This window comes from Aquabacter cavernae, assembly GCF_003993795.1.
Classification (GTDB): Bacteria; Pseudomonadota; Alphaproteobacteria; order Rhizobiales; family Xanthobacteraceae; genus Aquabacter; species Aquabacter cavernae.
This window is the reverse complement of sequence record NZ_RWKV01000015.1, coordinates 266,518-288,141: the sequence shown is the minus strand read 5'-3', so window position 1 is coordinate 288,141 and position 21,624 is coordinate 266,518. Positions and strand designations below refer to the sequence as shown.

Genomic DNA, 21,624 nt, shown 5'->3' with positions numbered 1-21,624 from the left:
CGTCACCTGGTGATCTCGAGCAAGGTGTCGTAGAGCTGGTTGACGATGCTCAGCAGCTTCGATGAAGCCTGATAGGTCTTCTCCAGCTCCAGTTGGTAGACATACTCGTCGTCGAGGTTGATGCCCGTGGCGTTCGAGAGGGCGGTGGAGGCGTGGGCCAGCAGCGAGGACTGTGACGTGGCCTCGGTGGTCCAGCTCTGGCGCTGGCCGGAAAGCCAGCCCACCGAACTGGTGGAATAGTCCGCCAGCGTCGCCGACGTGGGGATGCCGCCCGCCGTGGAGAAGGTACGGCCGGCGGACAGGTTGGTGGAGAGGGAGGCCAGCCAGCCCGAATAGCTCTCGCCGCCTTCCGCATTCTGGACATAGGCGGTGCCGTTGATGCCGCCATCGCGGATCAGCGTGGCGGAGCCCCCCTGGGAGGGATCCACGGCGGCATTCACCGTGAGGCGCGCGGCGGCGCCGGGGTCCGAGAGGTTGGTGGCGGTGAACAGGCCCTGGGCGTCCGGCAGCGTCCCGGTGGGATCGCTTTCCATGAAGCTGCCCACAAGGGCCCGGGCGATCTCGTCGATCTGGTTCTGGTAGGTGAGGGAGGTCTGGTCACGCAACTCCGCAAGGCCCGCCAGATTGCCCGACTTCAAGGTCATGGTGGCGTCGGGGCCGGCCACGGCCACGCCGTCCACATAGACCGACTTGCCCGTCACGCCCGCCGAATAGTTGGAGGTGGGCTGGAAGGTGACGGTGCGCGCGGTGGTCTCGAACAGGGTCGCGCCGCTGTCCGTGTAGATCACCATGTCGTTGCCCGGCCGCGTCACCGTGGAGATGCCCATCTCCTCGGACAGCTGGGAGAGGATGGCGTCGCGCTTGTCGAGGGCGTCGGTAACGTCGGCCCCGCTATTGGTGCCGCGCACCACCGCCTCGTTCTGCTCCCCGAACTGCCGGAGCAGATCGTTCACCCGCGTCACCGATTCCGCCATGGCCTCGTCGGCATCCTGGCGCACCGTATTGACGCCGGCGGCGGCGGAGTTCAGCGCGGAGGTGAGGTTCTTGGCGGCCACCACGAGAGCGGTGCCGACCGAGCCTTCCTCGGGGCTGTTGCGATAGTTGGAGAGGGAACTGGTGAAGGTGCCCAGCAGGGCTGCGGCGCTCTGCGCGCTGGTGGGGTCGCCCACCAGGCTCTGCAACTGGTCGAGCCCGCCTTGCATGGCTTGTGCGCGGGCCGTGTCCGAGGTGGCGCTGACCATGCGGGTGTAGAGCGCGGTGTCGCTCGCCCGCGAGATCTGGACCACATAGGCCCCGCCACTGCCCATGGTGGTGGTGACGGCGATCTTGCGCGAGGAGTTCGGATCGCCGGCATTGCCCACATTGCGCGTGGAAGCCTCGATCTGGGTGGCCGTGGCCATCAGGGACGAGCGCGCGGTGCTGAACGCAAGTGATAGGCTCATGAGGATCCCTCAGTCTGAGACGCGGGACGGCGGGGGACCGCCGTCAGCGCTTGAGGTTCATGAGAACGTCCAGCAGCTCGGAGCCGGTCTGGACCACCTTGGAGTTCGCCGTGTAGTCGCGCTGGGCGACGATCATCTCGGTGAGCTCGGTCGCCATGTCCACGGTGGAGTTTTCCAGCGCGCCCGCCTGGACATATCCGGCGCCGCCCTCGTTGGCCGTGGCCATCTGGATGTTGCCGGATTCCGTCGTGGGCAGGAACACGTTGCCCGCGCGCGGCTGCAGATTGTCGGGGCTCGCCACGAGGGCGAGGGGGATCTGGTAGAGCGGGATCTTGTTGCCCTTCGAATCCAGGGCCGAGACGATGCCGTCGTCGCCGATGGAGACGTTCTTCACCAGGCTCGCCGCATTGCCGTTCACTTCGGCCACGGTGGGGGTGTAGCTGCCGTTCAGGTTGGTCATGTTGGAGATGTCGAGCACCATGGTCGAGCCGCCGGGAATGGCGATGTCGAGCGTGGGGTCGGCGATGTCCAGGTTGCCGGTTCCGTCGAAGGACAGGGCCTGGTTCGACAATTCCTCGCCCGTGGCGCGGTTGGTGATGCTCATGGTCCAGGTGCCGGGCACGGCGGCGGCGGTCTCATCCGGGCCTGTCGCCGGATCGTCCACCACGGCGTCGGTGCCGGGCGCGTAGCTGAAGGTGATGTCCAGCGTCACCGCATTGCCGAGATTGTCGTAGGTGGTGAGCGACGAGCTTTGATTGTTGATGGCGACGGAGGGGGTCGCGCCCAGGGGCAGGTTGGCGCCGAACACGCCTTCGGTGGTGGGGTTGGCGGAGAACTTCGCGGCGGCGAGGTTCACCGGCACCATCCCTTCCGTGCTGTTCAGGATCACGTTCGCCGTGCCGCCGGAAATGTCGTAGCCCATGAGGGTGAAGCCGGCGGTGTTCACCAGGTTGCCCGTGGAGGCATCCACCTGGAAGGAACCGGCGCGGGTCAGGTAGGTCTGGTTCGAGCTGTCCTGCACCACGAAGAAACCGCTGCCCTGGATCATCAGGTCGGTGCCGGAGGTGGTGTAGTTCGAGGCGCCCTGCGCAGAGACGGCGTAGCGCACATCCGTATTGACCGCGCCGGAATTGTACTGGCCGCCATTGCTTTGCAGCAGCAGGGAGGAAAACTCCGTGGAGGCGCGCTTGTAGCCGGTGGTGCCCGAATTGGCGATGTTGTCGGAAATGGTGGCGAGCTTGTTGGACTGCGCGTTCATGCCGGAGACGCCGGTGCGCAGCATACCGTAAAGACTCATGGAAATGCTCCTGAAACTCGGCGTCCCCCAGGGGGAGCGCGATGGAAGAAAATACCAATTAGCTTGCGCGAAACTTGTTCTCAGGATTGCAAGGTCTGGGCGAGTTCGGCGAAGGCGTCCCGGCTGGCCGGGGCGTCCGTGGATTGGCGAAGGGCGTCGTAGATGCGGGGCGTCATGGCCACGGCGCGGTCCAGCTCCGGGTCCGCGCCCGGGTGGTATCCGCCCATGAGGCGCAGGTCCCGCGTGTCCTCGAACCGGGCGATCATGGCCTTCAGCCGCCGCACCAGCTCGCGCTGCTCCGGGGTCCAGGCCAGTTCCGCGAGGCGAGAGATGGAGCCCAGCACGTTCACCGCCGGGAACCGCCCCTCATTGGCGATGGAACGGTCGAGCACGATGTGCCCGTCCAGCGTGCCGCGGATGGCGTCGGCGACCGGGTCGTTATGGTCGTCGCCATCCACCAGCACAGAGAAGACGGCGGTGATGTCGCCGGTCCCCTCGATGCCGGGGCCCGCGCGCTCCAGGAGCTTGGGCAGGGTGCTGAAGACGCTGGGCGCATAGCCGCGCGCCACCGCCGGCTCGCCCGCGGCCAGCGCCACGTCGCGCGCCGCATGGGCGTAGCGGGTGACGCTGTCCACGATCAGCAGGACACTTTCCCCCCGGTCGCGGAAATATTCCGCCACCGACAGCGCCGTCTGCGGGGCCAGGCGGCGCATCATGGGGCTTTCGTCGCTGGTGGCCACCACCACCACGGAGCGATGCCGATTCGAAGCGAGGGGGCCTTCCAGGAATTCGCGCACCTCGCGGCCGCGCTCGCCCACAAGGCTCACCACCACCGTGTCGAAACCCTCGCACCGCGCCAGCATGGCGAGCGTGGTGGACTTGCCCACGCCCGAGCCGGCGAAGATGCCCACGCGCTGGCCCTGGCAGATGGGCGTGAACAGGTCGATGACGCGCACGCCGGTCTTGAGCGGCTTTTCCACGCGCCCGCGCCGCATGGCGGGCGGGGGCTCCACGTCCAGCGGCATGCGGGCGCTGCCGCGCGGCAACGGCCCGAGATCGTCCAGGGGAGCGGCCATCGCATTGATGACGCGGCCCTTCCAGGCCGGGTCCGGGCTGACGGAAAGCGCGCCGAGCCGGCTCGCCTGCGCCCCGATGCCCACGGGCACGCGCTCGTCGAAGGGCTTGATGGTGGCGCCGGAGGCGTCGATGCGCACCACTTCGCCGATGGTGGTGCGCGCATCCTCGTGAATGCCGACGCGATCCCCCAGCCGGATATGGGACGACAGGCCCGCCACCCGGATATGGGTGGGCGACACCTCCGCCACGCGCCCGCAGACGCGCACCATGGGGATCTCCTCAAGGCCCGAGCTGACGGTCAGGCGCAGCCGGGAGAGGGGATCCGATGTGGTCATCATGAGGAGGGTCCGAGGGAGGTGATGGCCTCCTGAATCAGATCCTCACCCTGGTTCACCGCCATGGCCGCGCTCTCGAAGGCGCGCTGGACCATGATGAGCTTGGTCATTTCAAGGATGGGGTTGACGTTCGCCCCTTCCACATAGCCCTGGCGCACGCCGCGATGGGTGAAGTCCACGACCGTGTTCACCGGCGCCATGGGAATGATGCCGGAATTGGAATAGCGCAGCGGGGAGGGGCCCGGCGCCATCTCGAACAGGCCGATCGTGCCGACGATGGCGCCGTTCTGCGTCAGGGAGCCGTCGGCGCCGATATGGACCTGGCCGGCTTCGGGATCGAGCATGATGGGCGTGCCGCCGGGATCCAGCACGGGGAAGCCGTCGATGGACTGAAGATCGCCATTGGCGGTGATCTGGAGGCGGCCGTCACGGGTGAGGACGCGGCCTTCGGGAGTGGCGATGCCGAGCCACACATCGCCGCGCACCGCCACGTCCAGCGGATTGCCGGTATAGGTGAGGGGGCCGGCCTTCAGGGAGGTGAATACCTCGCCTTCCTGAGGGAAGGCGACGCCGTCCTTGCCGAGGCGCTCGACCATGGACTCGAACTTCACCTCCTCGGCGCGGTAGCCGGGCGTGCTCATGTTGGACAGGTTGGTGGCGATGGTGGCGAGGCGCCGCTCCATCGTCATCTGCGCGGACAGGGCCAAATAGACCGGAGCCGACATCTCAGCCCCCGTGCTTCAGGTTCATGATGGTCATGGAGAGATCGAGGCTCGTGGCGTAGCCGTTGTCCGCGAAGAGCTGCAGGATCGGGGATGTCGCCACGAAATTCTGGGCGTCATACATGACGGCGAACCGCTTGATGAGCTTGTCCAGCTTGGCCGGGTCCTGGAGGTCCGCCACGTCCAGGAGCTTCTCGATGGTCTTCGCCTGGCGGTCGATGTCGGCACTGGACATCTCGGTGGGCAGGTTGAAGACGGTCTTGACCACCTCGGTCAAAGCGGCATCCGCCAGAAGGCCGTAGACCGACTTCACGTCGGGCGCGGCGCGCTGGAAATAGAGCGCCAGCCGGACGGCTTCATTGTCCGCGCCCTCCGTCACTTCCAGGGTCTGGCGCACATATTTATCGACCACCGGCTTCTTCACGTCGCTGGAGGCGGTGACCGCCTCGCCCTTGGCGGCGAAGTTGAAGGTGGTGACGAACTGGACGAAGCGGTCGTCGTTCAGGCGGTTGGCGAACGACTTCTTGTCTTCGACGCCGCCTTCCAGGGCCTTGCGCATGAAGGCCTTGGCGTAGGCCATATCCTCAAGCCCGAAGGCCTTCATGGCATAATTGAAGATGCGCGTATCACCGACGAAATCGTCGATGCTTTTAATGTTGCCGATATTCTCTTCGTAATATTTCGTTTCGCGCGCAACCACCGGCTCCTTCTGGGTCATTTCCAGGGTGCGGGTGAGGTTCTTGGAGATCAGCGTGTAGGTGGAAAAGGTGGAATCCATCTCAGGTCGCTCGATCAGTGCCAGGGCCGCTCGGTCGCCAGAAGGCGCCCGCTCGCAGCCTGCCGAAGCAAGCTTGCGCCAGGCAGACTCCCCGAAGGCGATCGACTGGCCCGACCGGCGTTCCGGCCCCGCTCGCGACGCCAGCCTCGCGCAATCCTTGCGGTCTAGAAGTCCAGAACAGACTGGAGGGCCTGGCTTTGGGCGTCTTGATCGGACTCGTGATAGGTGTTGCGTCCCTTCTGGGCGGCTTCGTGGCCATGGGCGGCAATGTCGAGGTGATCTGGCAGCCGTTTGAATTCCTCATCATCGGCGGCATTGCGCTCGGCACCTTCATCATCGCCAACCCCATGTCCACCATCAAGGACACCGGGGTGAGCATCGTGGAGGCGGTGACCGGGCGGTCCCCCAAGCGCAAGGATTTCCTGGCGCTCCTCGGCCTGCTCTATGCGCTCATGCGCGAATTGCGCTCCAAGCCGCGCAACGAGGTGGAGCAGCACATCGACACCCCGTATGATTCAGCGATCTTTCAGAATTTTCCGAGCATCCTGAAGGACAAGGACCTCACGCAATATATCTGCGACTATGCGCGCCTCATCGTGATCGGCAATGCCCGCTCCCACGAGATCGAGGCCCTGATGGAGCAGGAGATCGCAACGGTGAAGAAGCACAAGACCAAGCCGGCCAGCGCGGTCTCCACGGTGGCGGAAGCGCTGCCGGCGCTCGGCATCTGCGCGGCCGTGCTCGGCATCGTGAAGGCCATGGGCGCCATCGACCAGTCGCCGGAAATCCTCGGCCACTATATCGGCGCGGCGCTGATCGGCACCTTCATCGGCATCTTCCTGTCCTATGCGGTGCTCTCGCCGCTTGCCGCCAAGATCAAGCTGACCCGCGAGAAGCAGTGCCAGCCCTACATCATCGTGAAGCAGTCCATGATCGCCTTCATGAACGGCGCCCTGCCGCAGATCGCCCTGGAGCACGGGCGCAAGACCATCGCATCCTCCGAGCGCCCGACCATCGACGAGGTGGAGAGCGAGGCCATCTCCAGCGCCCCGGTCGGCGGCGCCATGCAGCAGGCGGCATAATCCATGAACGCGGCGGTTTCCCACCACGACATCCGAGACATGTTGCTGGACGCTGCCGGCCTGTCCCTCGACAAGCTGCCGCTGCTCAACATCATCTTCGATCGCATGTCCACATTCTGCGCGGACGCGCTGCGCCAGTATGCGGCCTCCCAGGCTTATTTCTCGCTGAGCGAGCTGGAAAGCGGGCGCATCGGCGACATGCTGGACATGTACGAGGGCAATGCCGTCGTCGGCGTCTTCCATGTGGCCGAGTGGGACAGCCAGGTCATCATCGGCTTCGACCGGGACGTGGTCTTCACCATGGTGGAGGTGCTGTTCGGCGGTGATGGCTCCGAGCCGCCCATCGAGGACGAGCGCTCCTTCTCCAATATCGAGATGCGCATCGCCCAGGCGCTGTTCGAGCAGATGGGCAAGGCGCTCTCCGCCTCCTTCGCGCTGGTGAAGAAGACCAACATCACCTTCCAGCGCACCGAGACCCGCATGGACTTCGCGGTGATCGGCCGCCGCGCCAACCTCGCGGTGTGCGCGAAGTTCCTGCTCCAGGCCATCAATCGCGGCGGCGAGATGTTCGTCATCATCCCGCAGACCGCCCTCTCGCCCATGCGCCAGCAGCTGTCGCGCATCTCCGCCGGCGAGACCACGGTGCGCGATCCCATCTGGACCCGGCATATCCGCAGCGAGGTCAACCGCGCCGAGGTGCAGTTGCGCCTCGTCATGGAGGAGCGGCAGATCACGCTGGGCGAAGCGGCGGATCTGAAGGTCGGGCAGGTTCTCAAGCTTCAGGCAACGCCCAGGACTAAAATGAAGCTGGAGAGCAGCAAGCAGCCGCTGTTCTGGTGCCATCTCGGCCAGGCCGAGGGCTCCTATGTGGTGCGGATCGAAGACCCGGTGGACCTTGAGCAGGAGTTCCTCGATGACATCCTTCCCCGTTGATCTCGTGCTCCTCGTCGCCCTCGTCATCACGAGCACCGTGGTGGTGATGCTCTATCTGAAGCTGCGCTCCCTGCGGGTCAGCCAGGCCGAATATGAGCACGCGCTCGGGGAGACCGTCGCCGCGCTCGATACCGCCCGCGAGGCGGTGGCCCTGCTCAACAAGGACGGGCGCAACCTCATCCTCTCCTTGGGCAAGAAGATCGACGAGGCCCAGTCCGTCATCGTCGAGCTGGACCGCCGCCAGCATCAGGCGCAGCCCGGTCGTGGACCGGCCCGCCCCATTTCCTATGAACGCCGCAGCTGACCCCGTCGGCCACTGAAGGTTCACCCGTTATGACCAATTCGAGGGACACCATGGCTTCTTTCCTCGCCGAAGGTCTGGACGAGCATGAGGGCAACGCCGCTGCGGCCGCCGCCGACACCCCCGCCGGGGGCGGCGAGGTGTTCGGCACCGGCAAGGGGCTTGAAGCCCTCATGCGCGTGCCCGTGCAGCTCCAGGTGGTTCTCGGCTCCGCCTCCATGCCGGTGGCGCAGCTCATGAAGCTCGGCCGCGGCGCCGTTGTGCCGCTCGACCATCGGGTCGGCGAACCCGTGGACATCGTGGTGAACGGGCGCATCATCGCCCGCGGGGAAGTGGTGGTGGTGGAGGATGACAGCTCAAGGTTCGGCGTGTCGCTGACCGAGATCGTCGGCCCCGCCGGCGGCGACCTCGGCTGAGCCTAGGCCATGGCCGCCGCAGCCATCCGCCCCTCCAGTCGCCCGCTCCAGGGCGTGGACCGTGTCGCCGCCTTGCTCATGACCATGGGCAAGCCGATGGCCGGTCGCCTCATGAAGTATTTCAACCCCGACGAACTCAAGATCGTCACCCGGGCGATCGCCGACATGCGTTCTGTGACCAGCTCGCAGATCGAGGTGGCGGTTGAGGAGTTCGCGGCCCAGTTCGCGACAGGTGCCAACCTGTCGGGGACCCCCAGCGACGTGCATGGCCTGCTCAGCGAATTCATGTCCGCCGACCGGGTCGCGGAAGTGATGAACGACGTTCTCGGCGCGGCCAACCATTCCATCTGGGACCGCATCTCCGGCGTGTCGGAGAACGTCATCGCCTCCTATATCCTGAAGGAGCATCCCCAGGTGGCGGCGCTGGTGCTCACGAAGGTGAAGCCGGCCTGCGCCGCGAAGGTGATGGCGCATCTGCCCGATCACGTCCGCAACGGCGTCATGCGCCGCATGCTGACCGTGAAGCCCATCGTGGACGAGACGATGTACATCATCGAGCACACCGTCCACGACGACTTCATGATGAACCTGGCGCGCAACGCGGCCGCCGATACCCATGCCCGTATCGCCGACATCATCAACAAGATGGAGCGCAACGACATGGACAACGTGCTCCAGAACCTCACCCTCACCCGTCCCAAGTCCGCGGAGATCCTCAAGAGCCTGCTGTTCACCTTCGACGACCTCATCGGCCTGCCGCCCCGTTCGCGCACCACGCTGTTCGACAAGGTGCCGCCGGACAAGGTGGTCCTCGCCCTCAAGGGGACGGATCCGGATTTCCGCGACGTGATCCTGTCGTCGCTCGGCACGCGCGTGCGCCGCATGATCGAGCAGGAACTCACCGCCGGCGAGCCGTCCTCGCAGCGTGATGTCCAGGAAGCCCGCCGCCTCATCACCGATCTCGCCCTCGACCTCGCAGGCAAGGGTGAGATCGAGCTGAATTCGGGCGACGAAGAAGACGCCTATCTGCGGTAGCGCCGATGTCGGACGATGAGGACAAGGAGAGCAAAACAGAAGACGCCAGCGAGAAGAAAATCTCGGACGCGGTCGAGAAAGGCAATGTGCCGTTCTCACGGGAGGCGACGCTGTTCGCCTCGCTGCTCGGGATTCTCGCCTGCCTCTCTTTCTATGCCGGCCCCCAGACGAGCGCGCTCACGGAGGGGCTGGCCCGTTTCATCGATGATCCCGGTGGTTATTCGATTTCCAACGGGGAGGACGCGACATCTGTGATGTGGACCGCCTTGGTGTTCGCGTGGGAGTTCCTGCTTCCCATCGTGGCGATCCTCAGCCTTACGGGCCTGGTGGCCTCGTTGTTTCAGAATACGCCGCGGCTGGTCCTGGACCGCATCCAGCCGCAATGGTCGCGCCTGTCCATCCGCAAGGGCTGGACGCGCATCTTCGGAACGCAGGGCCACGTGGAATTCGGCAAGTCCTTGTTCAAGTTCGCGGTGATCGGCGCTGTGGTGGTCGCGCTGCTCATGTCGGAGCAGTCGAGCGTGGTGAACGCCATCTTCACCGACCCGCTGTCGCTGCCGTCGGTCATGCTGTCGCTGGCCACGCGGCTCATCTCGGCGGTGTGCGTGGCCACCATCGTGCTGGTGGCCGCCGATCTGGTCTGGTCGCGATTCCATTGGCGCAGCGAGCTGCGCATGTCGAAGCAGGAGGTGAAGGACGAGTTCAAGCAGGCCGAAGGCGATCCCATGGTGAAGGCGCGCTTGCGGGCCCTGGCCCAGGAGCGGTCGCGACGGCGCATGATGAGTGCGGTGCCCCAGGCGTCCCTCGTCATCGCCAACCCCACGCACTATGCGGTGGCCCTGCGTTACGACCGCGCCAAAGGGGGCGCGCCGCTGGTGGTGGCGAAGGGACTCGATCTCATCGCCCTGAAGATCCGCGAGATCGCCGAAGGGCACGGCGTTCCGGTGGTCGAGGACAAGCAACTGGCGCGTGCCCTGTACAACGCAGTGGAAGTGGATCGCTGGATCCCGCCCGACTTCTATCGCCCCGTAGCTAATATTTTGTATTATATATATTCGAGGGGAAAAAATGGAAACAGCCAGCAATAACCGCTTCCTCGATCCCCGTGCATTGAGCGGGCGGGCGGTTTTTCCCTATGAGAAGTTGCTCGCCGACAGCTTGAGGGGGTTCCTTTCGGAACTCTGCCTGATCAATGCGGGCATCTTCATGTCCTATATCGAGGCCGACCAGGGAGAGAACATCAACGACATCGTCGCGTCCTCCGCGGAGCTGTCGCTGAAGCCCGGACTGCTGCGCTATGGCCACCACGCCACCATCGACAGCAACTGGGGCTTTCCCCCGGAAGTCTCCATCGACCTCGAACTCCACCATGCGAGCCTTGCCGCCTTTTTCCGGGTGGTGTTCGAGGCCCAGTCCGTGGGCGTCCATCTCGACGGCATCCTGTTCCGCGAGGCCCTGGGGGATCCGGAGGAGAATTTTCAGCGCTTCGCCCACGCTTTGTCCGAGGCGCGGCTGAGCCGGCAATAAGCCGGGACGACGCACGAGGCTGCCAGCCTCGTGCAAGGTTGCGGTTCTAGGGTCTCCGTGAACGGTGCGGAGATCACTCCATTGCAGCCCATCTTCCTCATGGATCTCGTTTCAAGGCACGCCAACTGGGCGACCTTCCGTCAGGCGACGATCACCGGGAACATTGCCAACGCCAACACGCCCGGCTTCAAGGCAATGGATGTGGAATCCTTCACTTCGGTGCTGGATAAGACCCACCTGGAACTCGCCAAGACCTCTGACTCCCATTTGGACATCCGCGGGGCAGGCACCCGCGAATCCCGTCTCGACGGCAAGGAGACGTGGGGCGTCACCTATTCCGGCAACAGCGTCAGCCTGGACCAGGAGATGCTGAAGGCCGACGAGGTCAATCGCGCCTACACCCTCGACATGAACGTCATGCGGTCCTTCCACCGCCTGATGATGACCAGCGTGAGGTCTCAGGGATGATTGATCCACTGAAGACCGCCACCGCCATCGCCAGTTCCGGGCTGGAGGCCCAGGGCACGCGCATGCGGATCGTGGCGGAGAATCTCGCCAATGCGCGCTCCACCGGCGCGACCGCCGGGTCGGATCCCTATTCCCGCAAGACCATCCATTTCGCGCAGGAATTCGACCGCGTGATGGGATCCAACAAGGTCAAGGTGAAGTCCACGGGCGTGGACAGCGCGCCCTTCACCGTCGAGCATGATCCCGGAAACCCCGCCGCCGACACCGACGGCAAGGTGAAGTACCCGAATGTGAACATGGCGGTCGAGATGGCCGACATGCGCGAAGCCGGCCGGTCCTATTCCGCCAATCTCCAGATGATCAAGCAGGCCCGCTCGATGGTGGCCATGACCATCGATCTGCTGAGGAGCAGCTGATGATCGACGCGATTTCCTCTCTGACGAGCCAGTTCCGCGGCATCGGCGGAACCTCCCAGGTCTCGTCGTCGTCGGCCACGTCCGCGCTCGGCGCGACCCAGCCGACCGGCGCCGCGAGCTTCAGCGACATCCTGGCCGAAGTGGCCCAGGGCGCCGTCGGCAACCTGAAGGCCGGCGAGGCGGCGGCCATCTCCGGGGTCCAGGGCAAGACATCGGTCCAGAACGTGGTGGAAGCCATCATGTCGGCCGAGCAGTCGCTCCAGACCGCGGTCGCGGTTCGCGACAAGGTGGTCGCGGCCTACCAAGAAATTTCCCGTATGGCGATCTGAGGACGCATCATGAGAGCCCTGTCCATTGCCGCCACGGGCATGACCGCCCAGCAGACCAATGTGGAAGTGATCGCGAACAACATCGCGAACATCAACACCACCGGCTTCAAGCGTGCCCGCGCTGAGTTCACGGACCTGCTCTATCAGGCGGAGCGCGCCCATGGCGTGCCGAACGTGGACGGCGCGCTGCCCGTGCCGGAAGGCGCCCGGGTGGGCCTCGGCGTCCACACGGTGGGCGTGCGCAACCTGCATATCCAGGGGCCGCTGACCCAGACCGGCAACAGCCTCGACCTCGCCATCAACGGGCGCGGCTGGTTCCAGGTGACCAATCCCAATGGCGACACGGTTTATACCCGCGCGGGCTCCTTCAATAAGGGCCCCAACGGCGAGCTGGTGACCGCCGACGGCTATCTGGTGGAGCCGGCCATCACCTTCCCGGCGGACACCACCCAGATCGTCATCAACGAGGCCGGCCAGGTCTATGTGAACCGCGCCAGCCAGCAGCTTCCCCAGCTCCTCGGCCAACTCACGATGGCGAGCTTCGCCAATGACGCGGGCCTGGAGCCGCTCGGCAACAACCTTTATCGCGAGACCGCCGCCTCCGGGCAGCCGTTCGTGAACAATCCCGGTGAGAACGGCCTCGGCAAGATCCACCAGAACTATCTGGAAGGTTCCAACGTCGATCCGGTGAAGGAAATCACCGAGCTGATATCGGCCCAGCGCGCCTATGAGATGAACTCCAAGGTCATCCAGGCGGCGGACGACATGGCCGGCGTGGTCTCGAAGGGAATCCGCTGATGACCCGCATCGCCGCCACCCTCATGCTGGTGCTGGCCGCCGCGTTCGGGACGGTCGGCGTCGCCGGTGCCCAGAGCCTCTCTGCCCTGGCGGACGAGGCGCGCACCGTGCGCGAGCAGGCCAAGACCCCGGACACCGGGACACTCGCCCCGGCGCGGAGCCAGCAGGCCCTCGCCGCGCCCGAAGCCATCCTGACCGTGCCCAGCAACACCATCAGCGCCGGCGACGTGATCACCGACGACATGCTGGAGGACCGCGTGTTCTCCGTGGCCAATGCCCAGCGCTACCCGCTGGCGGCCAGCCGTTCCTCGCTGGTGGGCAAGGTGGCGAAGCGCATGCTGGTGGCCGGAAACCCCATTCCCGCCTTCGCGGTCGCCGAGCCCAGGCTCATCACCCGCGGCGTCGCCGCCACCATCGTCTTCGTGGAAGGCGGACTGGCCATTCGCGCGGTCGCCATGCCGCTGGAATCCGGCACGGTTGGCGCCTCCGTCCGGCTCAAGAACATCGATTCCGGTCATGTCATCACGGGTATCGTGCAGGCGGACGGCACTGTGAGGGTGGGGGGATGATGCGCCGCCTCGTCCGCGCCCTCTGCTTCGTCCTCGCGCTCCTGCCCCTCGCGGCGGTGCCCGCGGGCGCCATGACGCGCATCAAGGATATTTCCTCCATCCAGGGCGTGCGCGACAACCAGCTCATCGGCTATGGCCTTGTGATGGGTCTTCAGGGCACGGGTGACACGCTGCGCAACTCGCCGTTCACCGAGCAGGCCCTGCAATCCATGCTCGACCGCATGGGCATCAACATCAAGGGCCTGCCGCTGCGCGCCCGCAATATCGCGGCGGTGATCGTCACCGCCAACCTGCCCGCCTTCGCGGGCACCGGCTCGCGCATCGACGTGACGGTCTCCTCGGTGGGCGACGCTTCCTCCCTCATGGGCGGCACGCTGCTCATGACCCCGCTTTCCGGCAGCGACGGACAGGTCTATGCGGTGGCCCAGGGCCAGCTCGCCGTGTCCGGCTTTACCGTGCAGGGGCAGGCGGAGCGGCTCACCCAGGGCGTGCCCACCTCGGGGCGCATCCCCAATGGCGCGCTCGTGGAGCGCCAGATCCCCGGCCAGCTGCGCGACCTGCCGGAACTGGTGGTCGAGCTGGACAATCCCGACTTCAAGACCGCCCTGCGCATCGTGGATGCGGTCAATGCCTATACCCGCGCCCGCTTCGGCCGGCCGCTGGCCCGCGAGCGGGACCTGCGCACCGTGGTGGTGCAGCGCCCGCAGCAGGTTTCGGTCGCCCGCTTCCTCGCCGATATCGGCGACCTGCGGGTGGAGCCGGACACCGCCGCCAAGGTGGTGGTGGACCAGCGCACGGGCACCGTGGTCATCGGGTCCAACGTGCAGATTTCCACGGTCGCGGTCACCCAGGGCAATCTGACGGTGAGCGTCACCGAGACCCCCGTCGTCTCCCAGCCCGCGCCCTTCTCGGATGGCGAGACCGTGGTGGTGCCCCGCACCGAGGTCACGGCCCAGGAGACCGGCGGATATCTCTCCATCGTCCGCGGATCGGACCTGCAGACCCTTGTGCGCGGTCTCAACCGCATGGGCATGCGTCCCTCCGACATCATCTCGGTGCTTCAGGCGATCAAGTCCGCCGGCGCCCTCCAGGCGGAGCTCGTCGTCCAATGATCCGGCTTGCCACATCTTCGGCCCTCGGCCTTCTCCTCCTCGCCGCCTCGGGCGCGGCCGGCCTCGCGCAGACGGCGCCGGTCGCGGTGTCCCAGCGCCTTCCGGAAGGCGTGGATGCCAATGCCGCGCAATATTGCGCCGGCATCGCCAATGCGGCCAATGACGCGCGCTATACCCGCCAGATGGCCGCCCTCGTGGCCATGGAGAAAGAGATCGACGATCGTATCGCCAAGCTGGAGGCCAAGCGCGCCGAGTACCAGACGTGGCTGCAGCGCCGCGAGAACTTCCTGAAGAAGGCCGACGAGGCGCTGGTGGCCATGGTCTCCCAGATGCGCCCCGACGCCGCCGCCGCCCAGCTCACCGCCATGAGCGAGGATGCGGCCGCCGCCATCCTCACCCGCCTCTCGCCGCGCACGGCGAGCGCGATCCTGAACGAAATGGACCCGAGCCGCGCGGCGCTCCTGGCGACCACCATCGCCGGCATGTCCCGCCGCAATCCCAGCGAAGGCAAGCCCGGATGAAACACCTCTTCATTCTCATGGCGGCGTTCGCCGTCGCCGGTTGCCAGACCGGCTATGACAGCCTGGCCTACGGCCCGAGCCTGACCCCTGTGGGACACGGCCTCCAGCCCCAGCGCGAGGCTCTGCCCGTCACCTTCACGCCGCCGGTCCAGCGCACCTTCCGCTCCACCTGGAACCAGAACAGCCAGAGCATGTATGGCGACATCCGCGCCACGAAGGTGGGCGACACGCTCACCGTGGCCATCGCCATCGACGACAAGGCGGAGTTCGACAACCAGACCGACCGCTCGCGCAACGGCTCGTCCGACTTCGGGTTCGACACCGGCCTCAACCTCGCCGGCTTCGGCCGGGGCGTGAATGCGGGCGCCGCCTCCGGCAATTTCGGCGTCTCCAACGACACGTCCACCAAGGGCAAGGGCACCATCGACCGCTCCGAGAAGCTGCGCATCAACGTGGCGGCGGTGGTCACCGAGGTGCTGCCCAACGGGAACCTGCTCATCAGCGGCTCCCAGGAAACGCAGGTCAATTTCGAGCTGCGCGTCCTCAACATCCAGGGCATCGTCAATCCGCTCGACATTTCCAGCAACAACATCATCCCGTATGACCGCATCGCCGAGGCCCGCGTGACCTATGGCGGGCGCGGGCGCCTCACGGATGTGCAGCAGCCGGCCTGGGGGCAGCGCCTGTTCGACGCCGCCGCGCCCTGGTGACGAAAAGGGGTGAGGCAAGGGGATGCTGAAGGCCGCGCAACAACCACTCAAGAAGGTGACCATCAAGGTCACCGGCACTGGCGAGGAAAAGAAGAAGGGCGGCCTGCTGCTCGCCTTCGGCCTGCTCACGCTGGTGGCCATCGTCACCGGCGTGGGGCTCGGCTTCCAGCTGGCCTCCACGTTGCGGCAGGTGGTTCTTCAGCAGGGCGACGATCGCACTGGGCAGACGACCGTGTTGCGCTATAACGGCGACATGGTCATCGAGCCCCTGAAGCCCATCATCGCCAATCTCGCCGCGCCCACCAATGCCTGGGTGCGCATCGAGGGTGCCATCATCTTCAAGAATGGCGACCTGCCCAATCCGCAGGTGGCCGCCGCGCAGATCCGCGAAGACATCTCCACCTATTTCCGGACCCTCACCCTGAGCCAGCTCGGCGGGCCGAGCGCCATGCAGAATCTGCGTGAGGATCTCAACGAGCGGGCCAAATTGCGGGTGGAAGGCAGGCTGGCTGAACTCGTGATCGAGCAGATGGTCGTTCAATGAGGCGGATGGGGCGCGTGCGTGAGGCGACCCCGCAGGCGCGGACTGTCGCCTGGTGGTCTCTTTCCCGAAAGCTTCTGGTCTGCCTGTCCCTTGTGGTGCTCGGCGGTGGGGCAGGGCTGCTGCTGGCGGGGCCGGCGCTGGCGCAGGTGCCGCCGCTCGATGCCATCCTTCAGGATACCGGCGGCGGGGCGGCCAGCGGGCGCATCATCCAGATGGTGGCCCTCATCACCGTGCTGTCGGTGGCGCCGGGCCTGCTCATCATGATGACGAGCTTCACGCGCTTCATCGTGGCCTTCTCGTTCCTGCGCTCCGGCCTCGGCCTGCCGTCCACGCCCGCCAACCTCATCCTCCTGTCGCTCTCTCTCTTCATGACCTTCTACGTCATGGGGCCCACCTTCGACCGGGCCTGGGAGGAGGGCGTCAAGCCGCTTACCGAGCGGACCATCTCCGAGGAAGAGGCGCTGGAGCGCATCATCACGCCGTTCCGCGAATTCATGGTCACCCATGTGCGGCCCAAGGATCTCCAGCTCTTCGCCGACCTCGCCGCCGCCAACGGGCGGACGCCGCCGTCCACCCAAAACGGCGTGGAGAAGGTGGAGATGCGCATCCTCATCCCCGCCTTCATGATCTCGGAATTGCGGCGCGGCTTCGAGATCGGATTCCTGATCGTCCTGCCGTTCCTCATCATCGACATGGTGGTGGCGACGCTGGTCATGTCCATGGGCATGATGATGATGTCGCCGGCCATCATCTCGCTGCCCTTCAAGATCCTGTTCTTCGTGCTGATCGACGGCTGGAACCTCTTGGTGGGCAGCCTCGTGCGCTCCTATTTCTGAGCGGGCGCCTCATCGTCCGAAACCCGAGCTTTTCATCACCCGCCCCCGTGTTCGGCGCCGTTGGCGCTGAGCTATCTGCGAGAGGGGCGGCGGTCGTCTTGTGCGTGAATTCCACCCTTGCCGGCCGTCATGCCCGGGCTTGCTCCGGCATCCGCGATTGGCCCTTAAGTGCCAGCCCGGACAAGCCCCGGCCGTGACAGGCCGCGGCGCTTTCTCCAGCGTGTGACGAGCGCGGTTCTCTGGCGGTGTCGCGCCGTAAGACATTGACGAATAAACATATTTTATCGCATCGCCACAGTGGCGGTCGCCGACGCATTTCCGCGCCGGCAAAAAAAGAAACGGGTTGACGGCCGCGAAATGCAGATGCAAGCTTCACGCAAGCTTGGTCGTCCAGGCTGACTTTCATGGCAGGTTGAACTGCTCGCTTCTGAGAGCAGACGGGATGATCGCCCGAGTGGCAAATCCCATCAAAGGCATGATGCCGCCCTGCCATTCCGGTGCAAATCCGGCATGTCCCAACTCATCTTTTCTCAAGACTGAGGGACATCATCATGTCTAGCATCCTGTACAACATGTCGGCTCAGAACGCCCTGAGCACCCTGCAGGCCACCAACAAGGCGCTGGAGACCACCCAGGGCCGTATCTCTTCGGGCCTCAAGGTCGGCCAGGCGAGCGACAACGCCGCTTACTGGTCCATCTCCGCCACCATGAAGTCCGACTCCTCCTCGCTCGGCGCGGTGACGGACTCCCTGAGCCTCGGTGCCTCCATCGCCGACGCGGCCTATAACGGCCTCGACCAGACCAAGGACCTGCTCGGCAAGATCAAGGACAAGCTGACCACCGCCGCCGGTGAAGGCGTTGACCGCACCGCCATCCAGGAGGAAATTTCGGCCCTCCAGGAGCAGCTCAAGACGGTGGCCTCCACCTCGTCCTTCTCGGGCCAGAACTGGCTGTCCACTGGCGCGTCCACGGACTTCACCAAGTCCATCGTGTCGTCCATCTCCCGCGACTCGAGCAATAAGCTGGACGTCAGCACCATCGACGTGGACATCGAGGACATGCGTCTCTATGGCGACATCGCCGATGGCGGTACGGCGTCGGGCATCCTGGACAAGCAGATCCAGCTGAGCACGTTCACGGCCTCCACCGCTGCCACTTCCAACTTCACCACGACCCCGGTGACGTTTGCCGCCGACGATCTCGTCTCGTTCTCCGTGTCCCAGAATGGTGCGCCCGCCAAGACGGTCGAAATCAATCAGGATACGTTGGCCGCCGCCGGCATCACCGGCAACATCATCCAGAGCACGGCTGACTTTGCGTCGGTGGTCAATCAGGCCCTGTCCGACGCCGGCATTGAAGGGATCGAAGCCACGGTGAGCGCGACCGGCACGCTGTCCTTCGCGTCCACGGAAGACTTCGATATCGGCGCCACGACCGCTACCGGCACGAACAATGCTACGATCGTCGCAAATCTCGGCCTTGATGCCCCGGCGCTGACCACCAGCGCTGCGGCTGCGGACGCGACCTCTGTGGCGAACATCGATGTCGACGGTGCCACCAGCTCCGAGGTCACCAACTTCCTGAAGGTTGTGGATGAGGCTCTGTCCCAGGTGACGACCGCTGCGTCGTACCTCGGCGCGCAGCAGACCCGCATCGATACCCAGAAGACCCTGGTGTCCTCGCTGGTCGACACCATCGACGCCGGCGTGTCCTCGCTGATCGACGCCGACATGGAAGAAGAGTCCACCCGCCTGAAGGCCCTCCAGACCCAGCAGCAGCTCGGTGTGCAGGCGCTCTCCATCGCGAACTCTTCTTCGCAGAACGTCCTCAGCCTCTTCCGCTGATCGCGGAACGCCCCGGCGCCGGGTTCCCCCGGCGCATGGGGTCTCAATCCGGGCCGCGCTCCCTCGGGAGCGCGGCCTTTTTCGTTTGCAATGCCCATGCAAGGTTCCTCCCCCAGATTGCCTCCCGTGGGGTTCCCCGGACAACCGGATACCCCGCCGGGCGCCATGACAGCGCCCGCGTCAGCGCCGCTTAGCGGCGGCGCGTACAGCGTGACGGGCGGACATGATCGGGCGCGAGCAACTCAGCCTCCTCCTCGCCAACCTTCAGGCTCTCGGGGCCCGGCGCCTCCTGGCGCTCGGTGTCATCGGGGTCGTGGTCCTCTCCATGATCGGGCTCGGCGCCTATTATCTCAGCCAGCCCGAGCGCGAGACCCTCTATGCCAACCTGACCCGCGAGGACGTAGGGCGTATCGGCAGCGCCCTGAAGGATGCCAGCATTCCCTTCGACGTGTCCTCGGACGGCACCACGGTGCTCACCGCCCATTCCGACACCGCCAAGGCGCGCATGCTGCTGGCGGTGAAGGGCCTGCCCCAGAGCAACAGTTCCGGCTACGAGCTGTTCAACGACGTGCGCTCCTTCGGCCTCACCTCCTTCATGCAGGAAGTGACGCGGGTGCGCGCCCTCGAAGGCGAGCTGGCCCGCACCATCCAGACCATGAAGGGCATCAAGGCCGCGCGCGTGCACATCGTGCTGCCGGACCGCTCCTCCTTCCGCCGCGACGCCCAGCAGGCCACCGCCTCGGTGGTGGTGCGCACGGAGAATGCGGAGGATGCTTCCACCGCCCAGGCCATCCGCCACCTTGTGGCCGCCGCCATTCCGGGCATGAAGCTCGATGCCGTCACGGTGCTCAACACCGAGGGCGCGGTGCTCACCTCGGGTGAGGATTCCGAGAATGCCCCCGCCGGCAAGAAGTCCCTGCTCCAGCAGCAGGCGGCGCGCGAGACGGAGGAGAAGATCCGCCGCACGCTGACGCCCTATCTCGGCATCGGCAATTTCGAGATCAGCGTCACCGCGCTCCTGGACACCGACAAGACCACCTCCAGCGAGGTGGTGTTCGATCCGGCGTCCAAGACCGAGCGCTCGGTGCGCGTGGTGCGCGAGAAGGAGCTGTCGCAGAACAAGTCGCAGCAGCCGCCCACCACGGTGCAGCAGAACATTCCCCAGCAGCAGCCCAACGCCAATGCCCAGGGCACCGATTCCAACGAGCAGAACGAGCGGCGCGAGGAGCTGACCAATTTCGAGATTTCCAGCCGCACCACCCAGACGGTGAGCGACGCCTTCCGGCTGAAGAATCTCTCCATCGCCATCCTGGTGAACCGCGACCGCCTCGCCGCCAATGCGGGCAAGGGCTCGGACGTGGTGCCCATCGAGACGCAGATCTACGAGATCGAGCAGCTCGCCGCTTCCGCCGCCGGCTATGACAAGGAGCGCGGCGACAAGATGAAGGTGGTGGCCACCATGTTCGCGGACGGCGGCCATTCCATGGAGCCGATCCCGCCGCTGAGCTGGAGCGAGCTGCTGCTGCGCCAGGCCGGCACGCTGGTGAACGCGCTCACCATCCTGGTGGTGGCCGCGCTCCTCATCTGGTTCGGCCTGCGGCCCGCGGTGCGCGCCATCCTGGCCCGGCCCGAGACGGATGTGGAAGCCATCGAGGCCGCCATGCTGGCCTCTCCGCAGGGCGAGGCCGAACTGGCGGAGGCCGCCGCGCTGGCCGGCGGCATGTCGTTCACCGCCGCCAACCAGCCGGTGGTCAACCTCATCGAGGACCTCACCAGCCGCCTCAACCGCTCGCCCCAGAAGAAGCTGGAGCAGATCGTGGAATATGACGAAGAGCAGGCGGCGGCGATCCTGCGCCAGTGGCTGCGCCAGGAAGCGAGGGCCTGATCCATGCACGCCGTCGTCCGCCACCTGCCCGACTTTTCCGTCAAGGCCAAGAAGGTCACCGACACCATGTTCCGGGCGGTTCAGGCCGAGATGCCTGCGCCCATCGGCAAGCCCGCCGCGCCCGAGCCGCCGAAGGTGGACGTGGAGGCGATCACCCGGGACGCCGAGGCACGCGGACGCGAGGCGGGACTGGCCGCCGCGCGCGACGTGGCGGCCCGCGAGATGGCCGAGGCGGAGCGCGGCTTCGAGGAGCGTCTCGTTGCGGCGCGCGCCCAGTGGGCCGAGCAGGAAGCCGAGCAGCTTGCCGCGACCCTTTCGGGCGCCCTCACACAGATGGAAGAGCGGCTTTCGGCCGCCATCGTCCCCATTCTCCTGCCTTTCCTGCGCGGCGAAGTCGGCCGCCGGGCCCTTGAGGAGCTGGAGGGCCTGATGGGGCCGATCCTGGCGCGGGAAGACCGGCCCGTGCTGAAGATTTCCGGACCCGCCGACCTGCTGGAGCGCCTGAAGGCGCGCCTCGGCGATCCCGCGGCCTGCGTGTTCGAGGCCACAGGCGGCATGGACGTGCGGGTGGTGGCGGGGGAAACCGTGCTGGAAACCCAAATCCGCGCCTGGGCCGAACGGCTCGGCCAGAACGAGGCGTGAGGCCC

General features: G+C 65.9%; 25 protein-coding genes. 20 read left to right on the top strand and 5 right to left on the bottom strand.

Translation table 11 applies throughout. The features are described from left to right. Positions 1 to 2 precede the first annotated feature (2 nt). The 5 genes from flgK to EJJ38_RS14700 form a co-directional block, all read right to left on the bottom strand. Complete coding sequence (gene flgK, locus EJJ38_RS14720) at positions 3 to 1,442, bottom strand: flagellar hook-associated protein FlgK (protein WP_127090876.1); 1,440 nt, start codon at positions 1,440 to 1,442, stop codon at positions 3 to 5. Positions 1,443 to 1,485: 43 nt separating this feature from the next. After that, entirely contained in the window at positions 1,486 to 2,739 is a 1,254-nt protein-coding gene (locus tag EJJ38_RS14715) for a flagellar hook protein FlgE (RefSeq protein ID WP_127090875.1), read from the bottom strand. 80 nt (positions 2,740 to 2,819) lie between these two features. Continuing rightward, the gene (gene fliI / locus EJJ38_RS14710) at positions 2,820 to 4,154 is read right to left on the bottom strand and encodes a flagellar protein export ATPase FliI (protein WP_245454259.1); all 1,335 of its coding nucleotides are present in this window, start codon (positions 4,152 to 4,154) and stop codon (positions 2,820 to 2,822) included. Further along, entirely contained in the window at positions 4,151 to 4,876 is a 726-nt protein-coding gene (gene flgF / locus EJJ38_RS14705) for a flagellar basal-body rod protein FlgF (RefSeq protein WP_127090874.1), read from the bottom strand. Before flgF ends, fliI begins: the two co-directional genes overlap by 4 nt. A 1-nt stretch (position 4,877) precedes the next feature. Further along, complete coding sequence (locus EJJ38_RS14700) at positions 4,878 to 5,651, bottom strand: DUF1217 domain-containing protein (protein ID WP_127090873.1); 774 nt, start codon at positions 5,649 to 5,651, stop codon at positions 4,878 to 4,880. A gap of 197 nt (positions 5,652 to 5,848) precedes the next feature. On the opposite strand from EJJ38_RS14700, the gene motA reads away from it, so the two are divergent. From motA to EJJ38_RS14600, 20 genes are all read left to right on the top strand, one after another. Further along, positions 5,849 to 6,733 (top strand): flagellar motor stator protein MotA, encoded by an 885-nt coding sequence (gene motA, locus EJJ38_RS14695; protein ID WP_127090872.1) that lies wholly within the window; start codon positions 5,849 to 5,851, stop codon positions 6,731 to 6,733. 3 nt (positions 6,734 to 6,736) lie between these two features. Then, complete coding sequence (locus EJJ38_RS14690; protein WP_127090871.1) at positions 6,737 to 7,666, top strand: flagellar motor switch protein FliM; 930 nt, start codon at positions 6,737 to 6,739, stop codon at positions 7,664 to 7,666. Continuing rightward, entirely contained in the window at positions 7,647 to 7,970 is a 324-nt protein-coding gene (locus EJJ38_RS14685; protein WP_127090870.1) for a hypothetical protein, read from the top strand. Before EJJ38_RS14690 ends, EJJ38_RS14685 begins: the two co-directional genes overlap by 20 nt. A 50-nt stretch (positions 7,971 to 8,020) precedes the next feature. After that, a complete protein-coding gene (gene fliN, locus EJJ38_RS14680; RefSeq protein ID WP_127090869.1) occupies positions 8,021 to 8,383 on the top strand; it encodes a flagellar motor switch protein FliN in 363 nt (120 codons plus the stop codon). Positions 8,384 to 8,392: 9 nt separating this feature from the next. After that, positions 8,393 to 9,418 carry a flagellar motor switch protein FliG gene (locus EJJ38_RS14675; RefSeq protein ID WP_127090868.1) on the top strand — a complete coding sequence of 342 codons (1,026 nt, stop codon included), beginning with the start codon at positions 8,393 to 8,395 and terminating at the stop codon, positions 9,416 to 9,418. A gap of 5 nt (positions 9,419 to 9,423) precedes the next feature. Then, the gene (gene flhB, locus EJJ38_RS14670; RefSeq protein WP_127090867.1) at positions 9,424 to 10,506 is read left to right on the top strand and encodes a flagellar biosynthesis protein FlhB; all 1,083 of its coding nucleotides are present in this window, start codon (positions 9,424 to 9,426) and stop codon (positions 10,504 to 10,506) included. Then, the gene (locus EJJ38_RS14665) at positions 10,487 to 10,945 is read left to right on the top strand and encodes a hypothetical protein (RefSeq protein ID WP_127090866.1); all 459 of its coding nucleotides are present in this window, start codon (positions 10,487 to 10,489) and stop codon (positions 10,943 to 10,945) included. The genes flhB and EJJ38_RS14665 overlap by 20 nt, the downstream gene beginning before the upstream one ends. Positions 10,946 to 11,026: 81 nt before the next feature. Further along, complete coding sequence (flgB, locus tag EJJ38_RS14660; RefSeq protein WP_127090865.1) at positions 11,027 to 11,413, top strand: flagellar basal body rod protein FlgB; 387 nt, start codon at positions 11,027 to 11,029, stop codon at positions 11,411 to 11,413. Beyond that, positions 11,413 to 11,829 carry a flagellar basal body rod protein FlgC gene (gene flgC / locus EJJ38_RS14655; RefSeq protein WP_205666187.1) on the top strand — a complete coding sequence of 139 codons (417 nt, stop codon included), beginning with the start codon at positions 11,413 to 11,415 and terminating at the stop codon, positions 11,827 to 11,829. Before flgB ends, flgC begins: the two co-directional genes overlap by 1 nt. Further along, on the top strand, positions 11,829 to 12,158 hold the full coding sequence (fliE, locus tag EJJ38_RS14650; protein WP_127090863.1) for a flagellar hook-basal body complex protein FliE: 330 nt from the start codon (positions 11,829 to 11,831) through the stop codon (positions 12,156 to 12,158). Before flgC ends, fliE begins: the two co-directional genes overlap by 1 nt. 9 nt (positions 12,159 to 12,167) lie before the next feature. Then, positions 12,168 to 12,956 carry a flagellar basal-body rod protein FlgG gene (flgG, locus tag EJJ38_RS14645; RefSeq protein WP_127090862.1) on the top strand — a complete coding sequence of 263 codons (789 nt, stop codon included), beginning with the start codon at positions 12,168 to 12,170 and terminating at the stop codon, positions 12,954 to 12,956. Next, positions 12,956 to 13,525 carry a flagellar basal body P-ring formation chaperone FlgA gene (gene flgA / locus EJJ38_RS14640; protein WP_245454258.1) on the top strand — a complete coding sequence of 190 codons (570 nt, stop codon included), beginning with the start codon at positions 12,956 to 12,958 and terminating at the stop codon, positions 13,523 to 13,525. Before flgG ends, flgA begins: the two co-directional genes overlap by 1 nt. Beyond that, positions 13,522 to 14,637, top strand: a complete 1,116-nt coding sequence (gene flgI / locus EJJ38_RS14635) for a flagellar basal body P-ring protein FlgI (protein WP_127090861.1) — start codon at positions 13,522 to 13,524, stop codon at positions 14,635 to 14,637. Before flgA ends, flgI begins: the two co-directional genes overlap by 4 nt. Beyond that, a complete protein-coding gene (locus EJJ38_RS14630) occupies positions 14,634 to 15,158 on the top strand; it encodes a MotE family protein (RefSeq protein WP_127090860.1) in 525 nt (174 codons plus the stop codon). Before flgI ends, EJJ38_RS14630 begins: the two co-directional genes overlap by 4 nt. Then, positions 15,155 to 15,868: a flagellar basal body L-ring protein FlgH gene (locus EJJ38_RS14625; RefSeq protein WP_127090859.1), complete on the top strand. Its 714-nt coding sequence runs from the start codon at positions 15,155 to 15,157 to the stop codon at positions 15,866 to 15,868. Before EJJ38_RS14630 ends, EJJ38_RS14625 begins: the two co-directional genes overlap by 4 nt. A gap of 22 nt (positions 15,869 to 15,890) precedes the next feature. Continuing rightward, positions 15,891 to 16,412 (top strand): flagellar basal body-associated FliL family protein, encoded by a 522-nt coding sequence (locus tag EJJ38_RS14620; protein ID WP_127090858.1) that lies wholly within the window; start codon positions 15,891 to 15,893, stop codon positions 16,410 to 16,412. A gap of 92 nt (positions 16,413 to 16,504) precedes the next feature. After that, on the top strand, positions 16,505 to 17,248 hold the full coding sequence (gene fliP, locus EJJ38_RS14615; RefSeq protein WP_245454281.1) for a flagellar type III secretion system pore protein FliP: 744 nt from the start codon (positions 16,505 to 16,507) through the stop codon (positions 17,246 to 17,248). A gap of 551 nt (positions 17,249 to 17,799) precedes the next feature. Next, on the top strand, positions 17,800 to 19,092 hold the full coding sequence (locus EJJ38_RS14610; RefSeq protein WP_127090856.1) for a flagellin N-terminal helical domain-containing protein: 1,293 nt from the start codon (positions 17,800 to 17,802) through the stop codon (positions 19,090 to 19,092). A 223-nt stretch (positions 19,093 to 19,315) separates the two neighbouring features. Continuing rightward, on the top strand, positions 19,316 to 20,977 hold the full coding sequence (gene fliF, locus EJJ38_RS14605; RefSeq protein ID WP_127090855.1) for a flagellar basal-body MS-ring/collar protein FliF: 1,662 nt from the start codon (positions 19,316 to 19,318) through the stop codon (positions 20,975 to 20,977). A gap of 3 nt (positions 20,978 to 20,980) precedes the next feature. Next, a complete protein-coding gene (locus tag EJJ38_RS14600; protein WP_127090854.1) occupies positions 20,981 to 21,619 on the top strand; it encodes a hypothetical protein in 639 nt (212 codons plus the stop codon). Positions 21,620 to 21,624 lie beyond the last annotated feature (5 nt).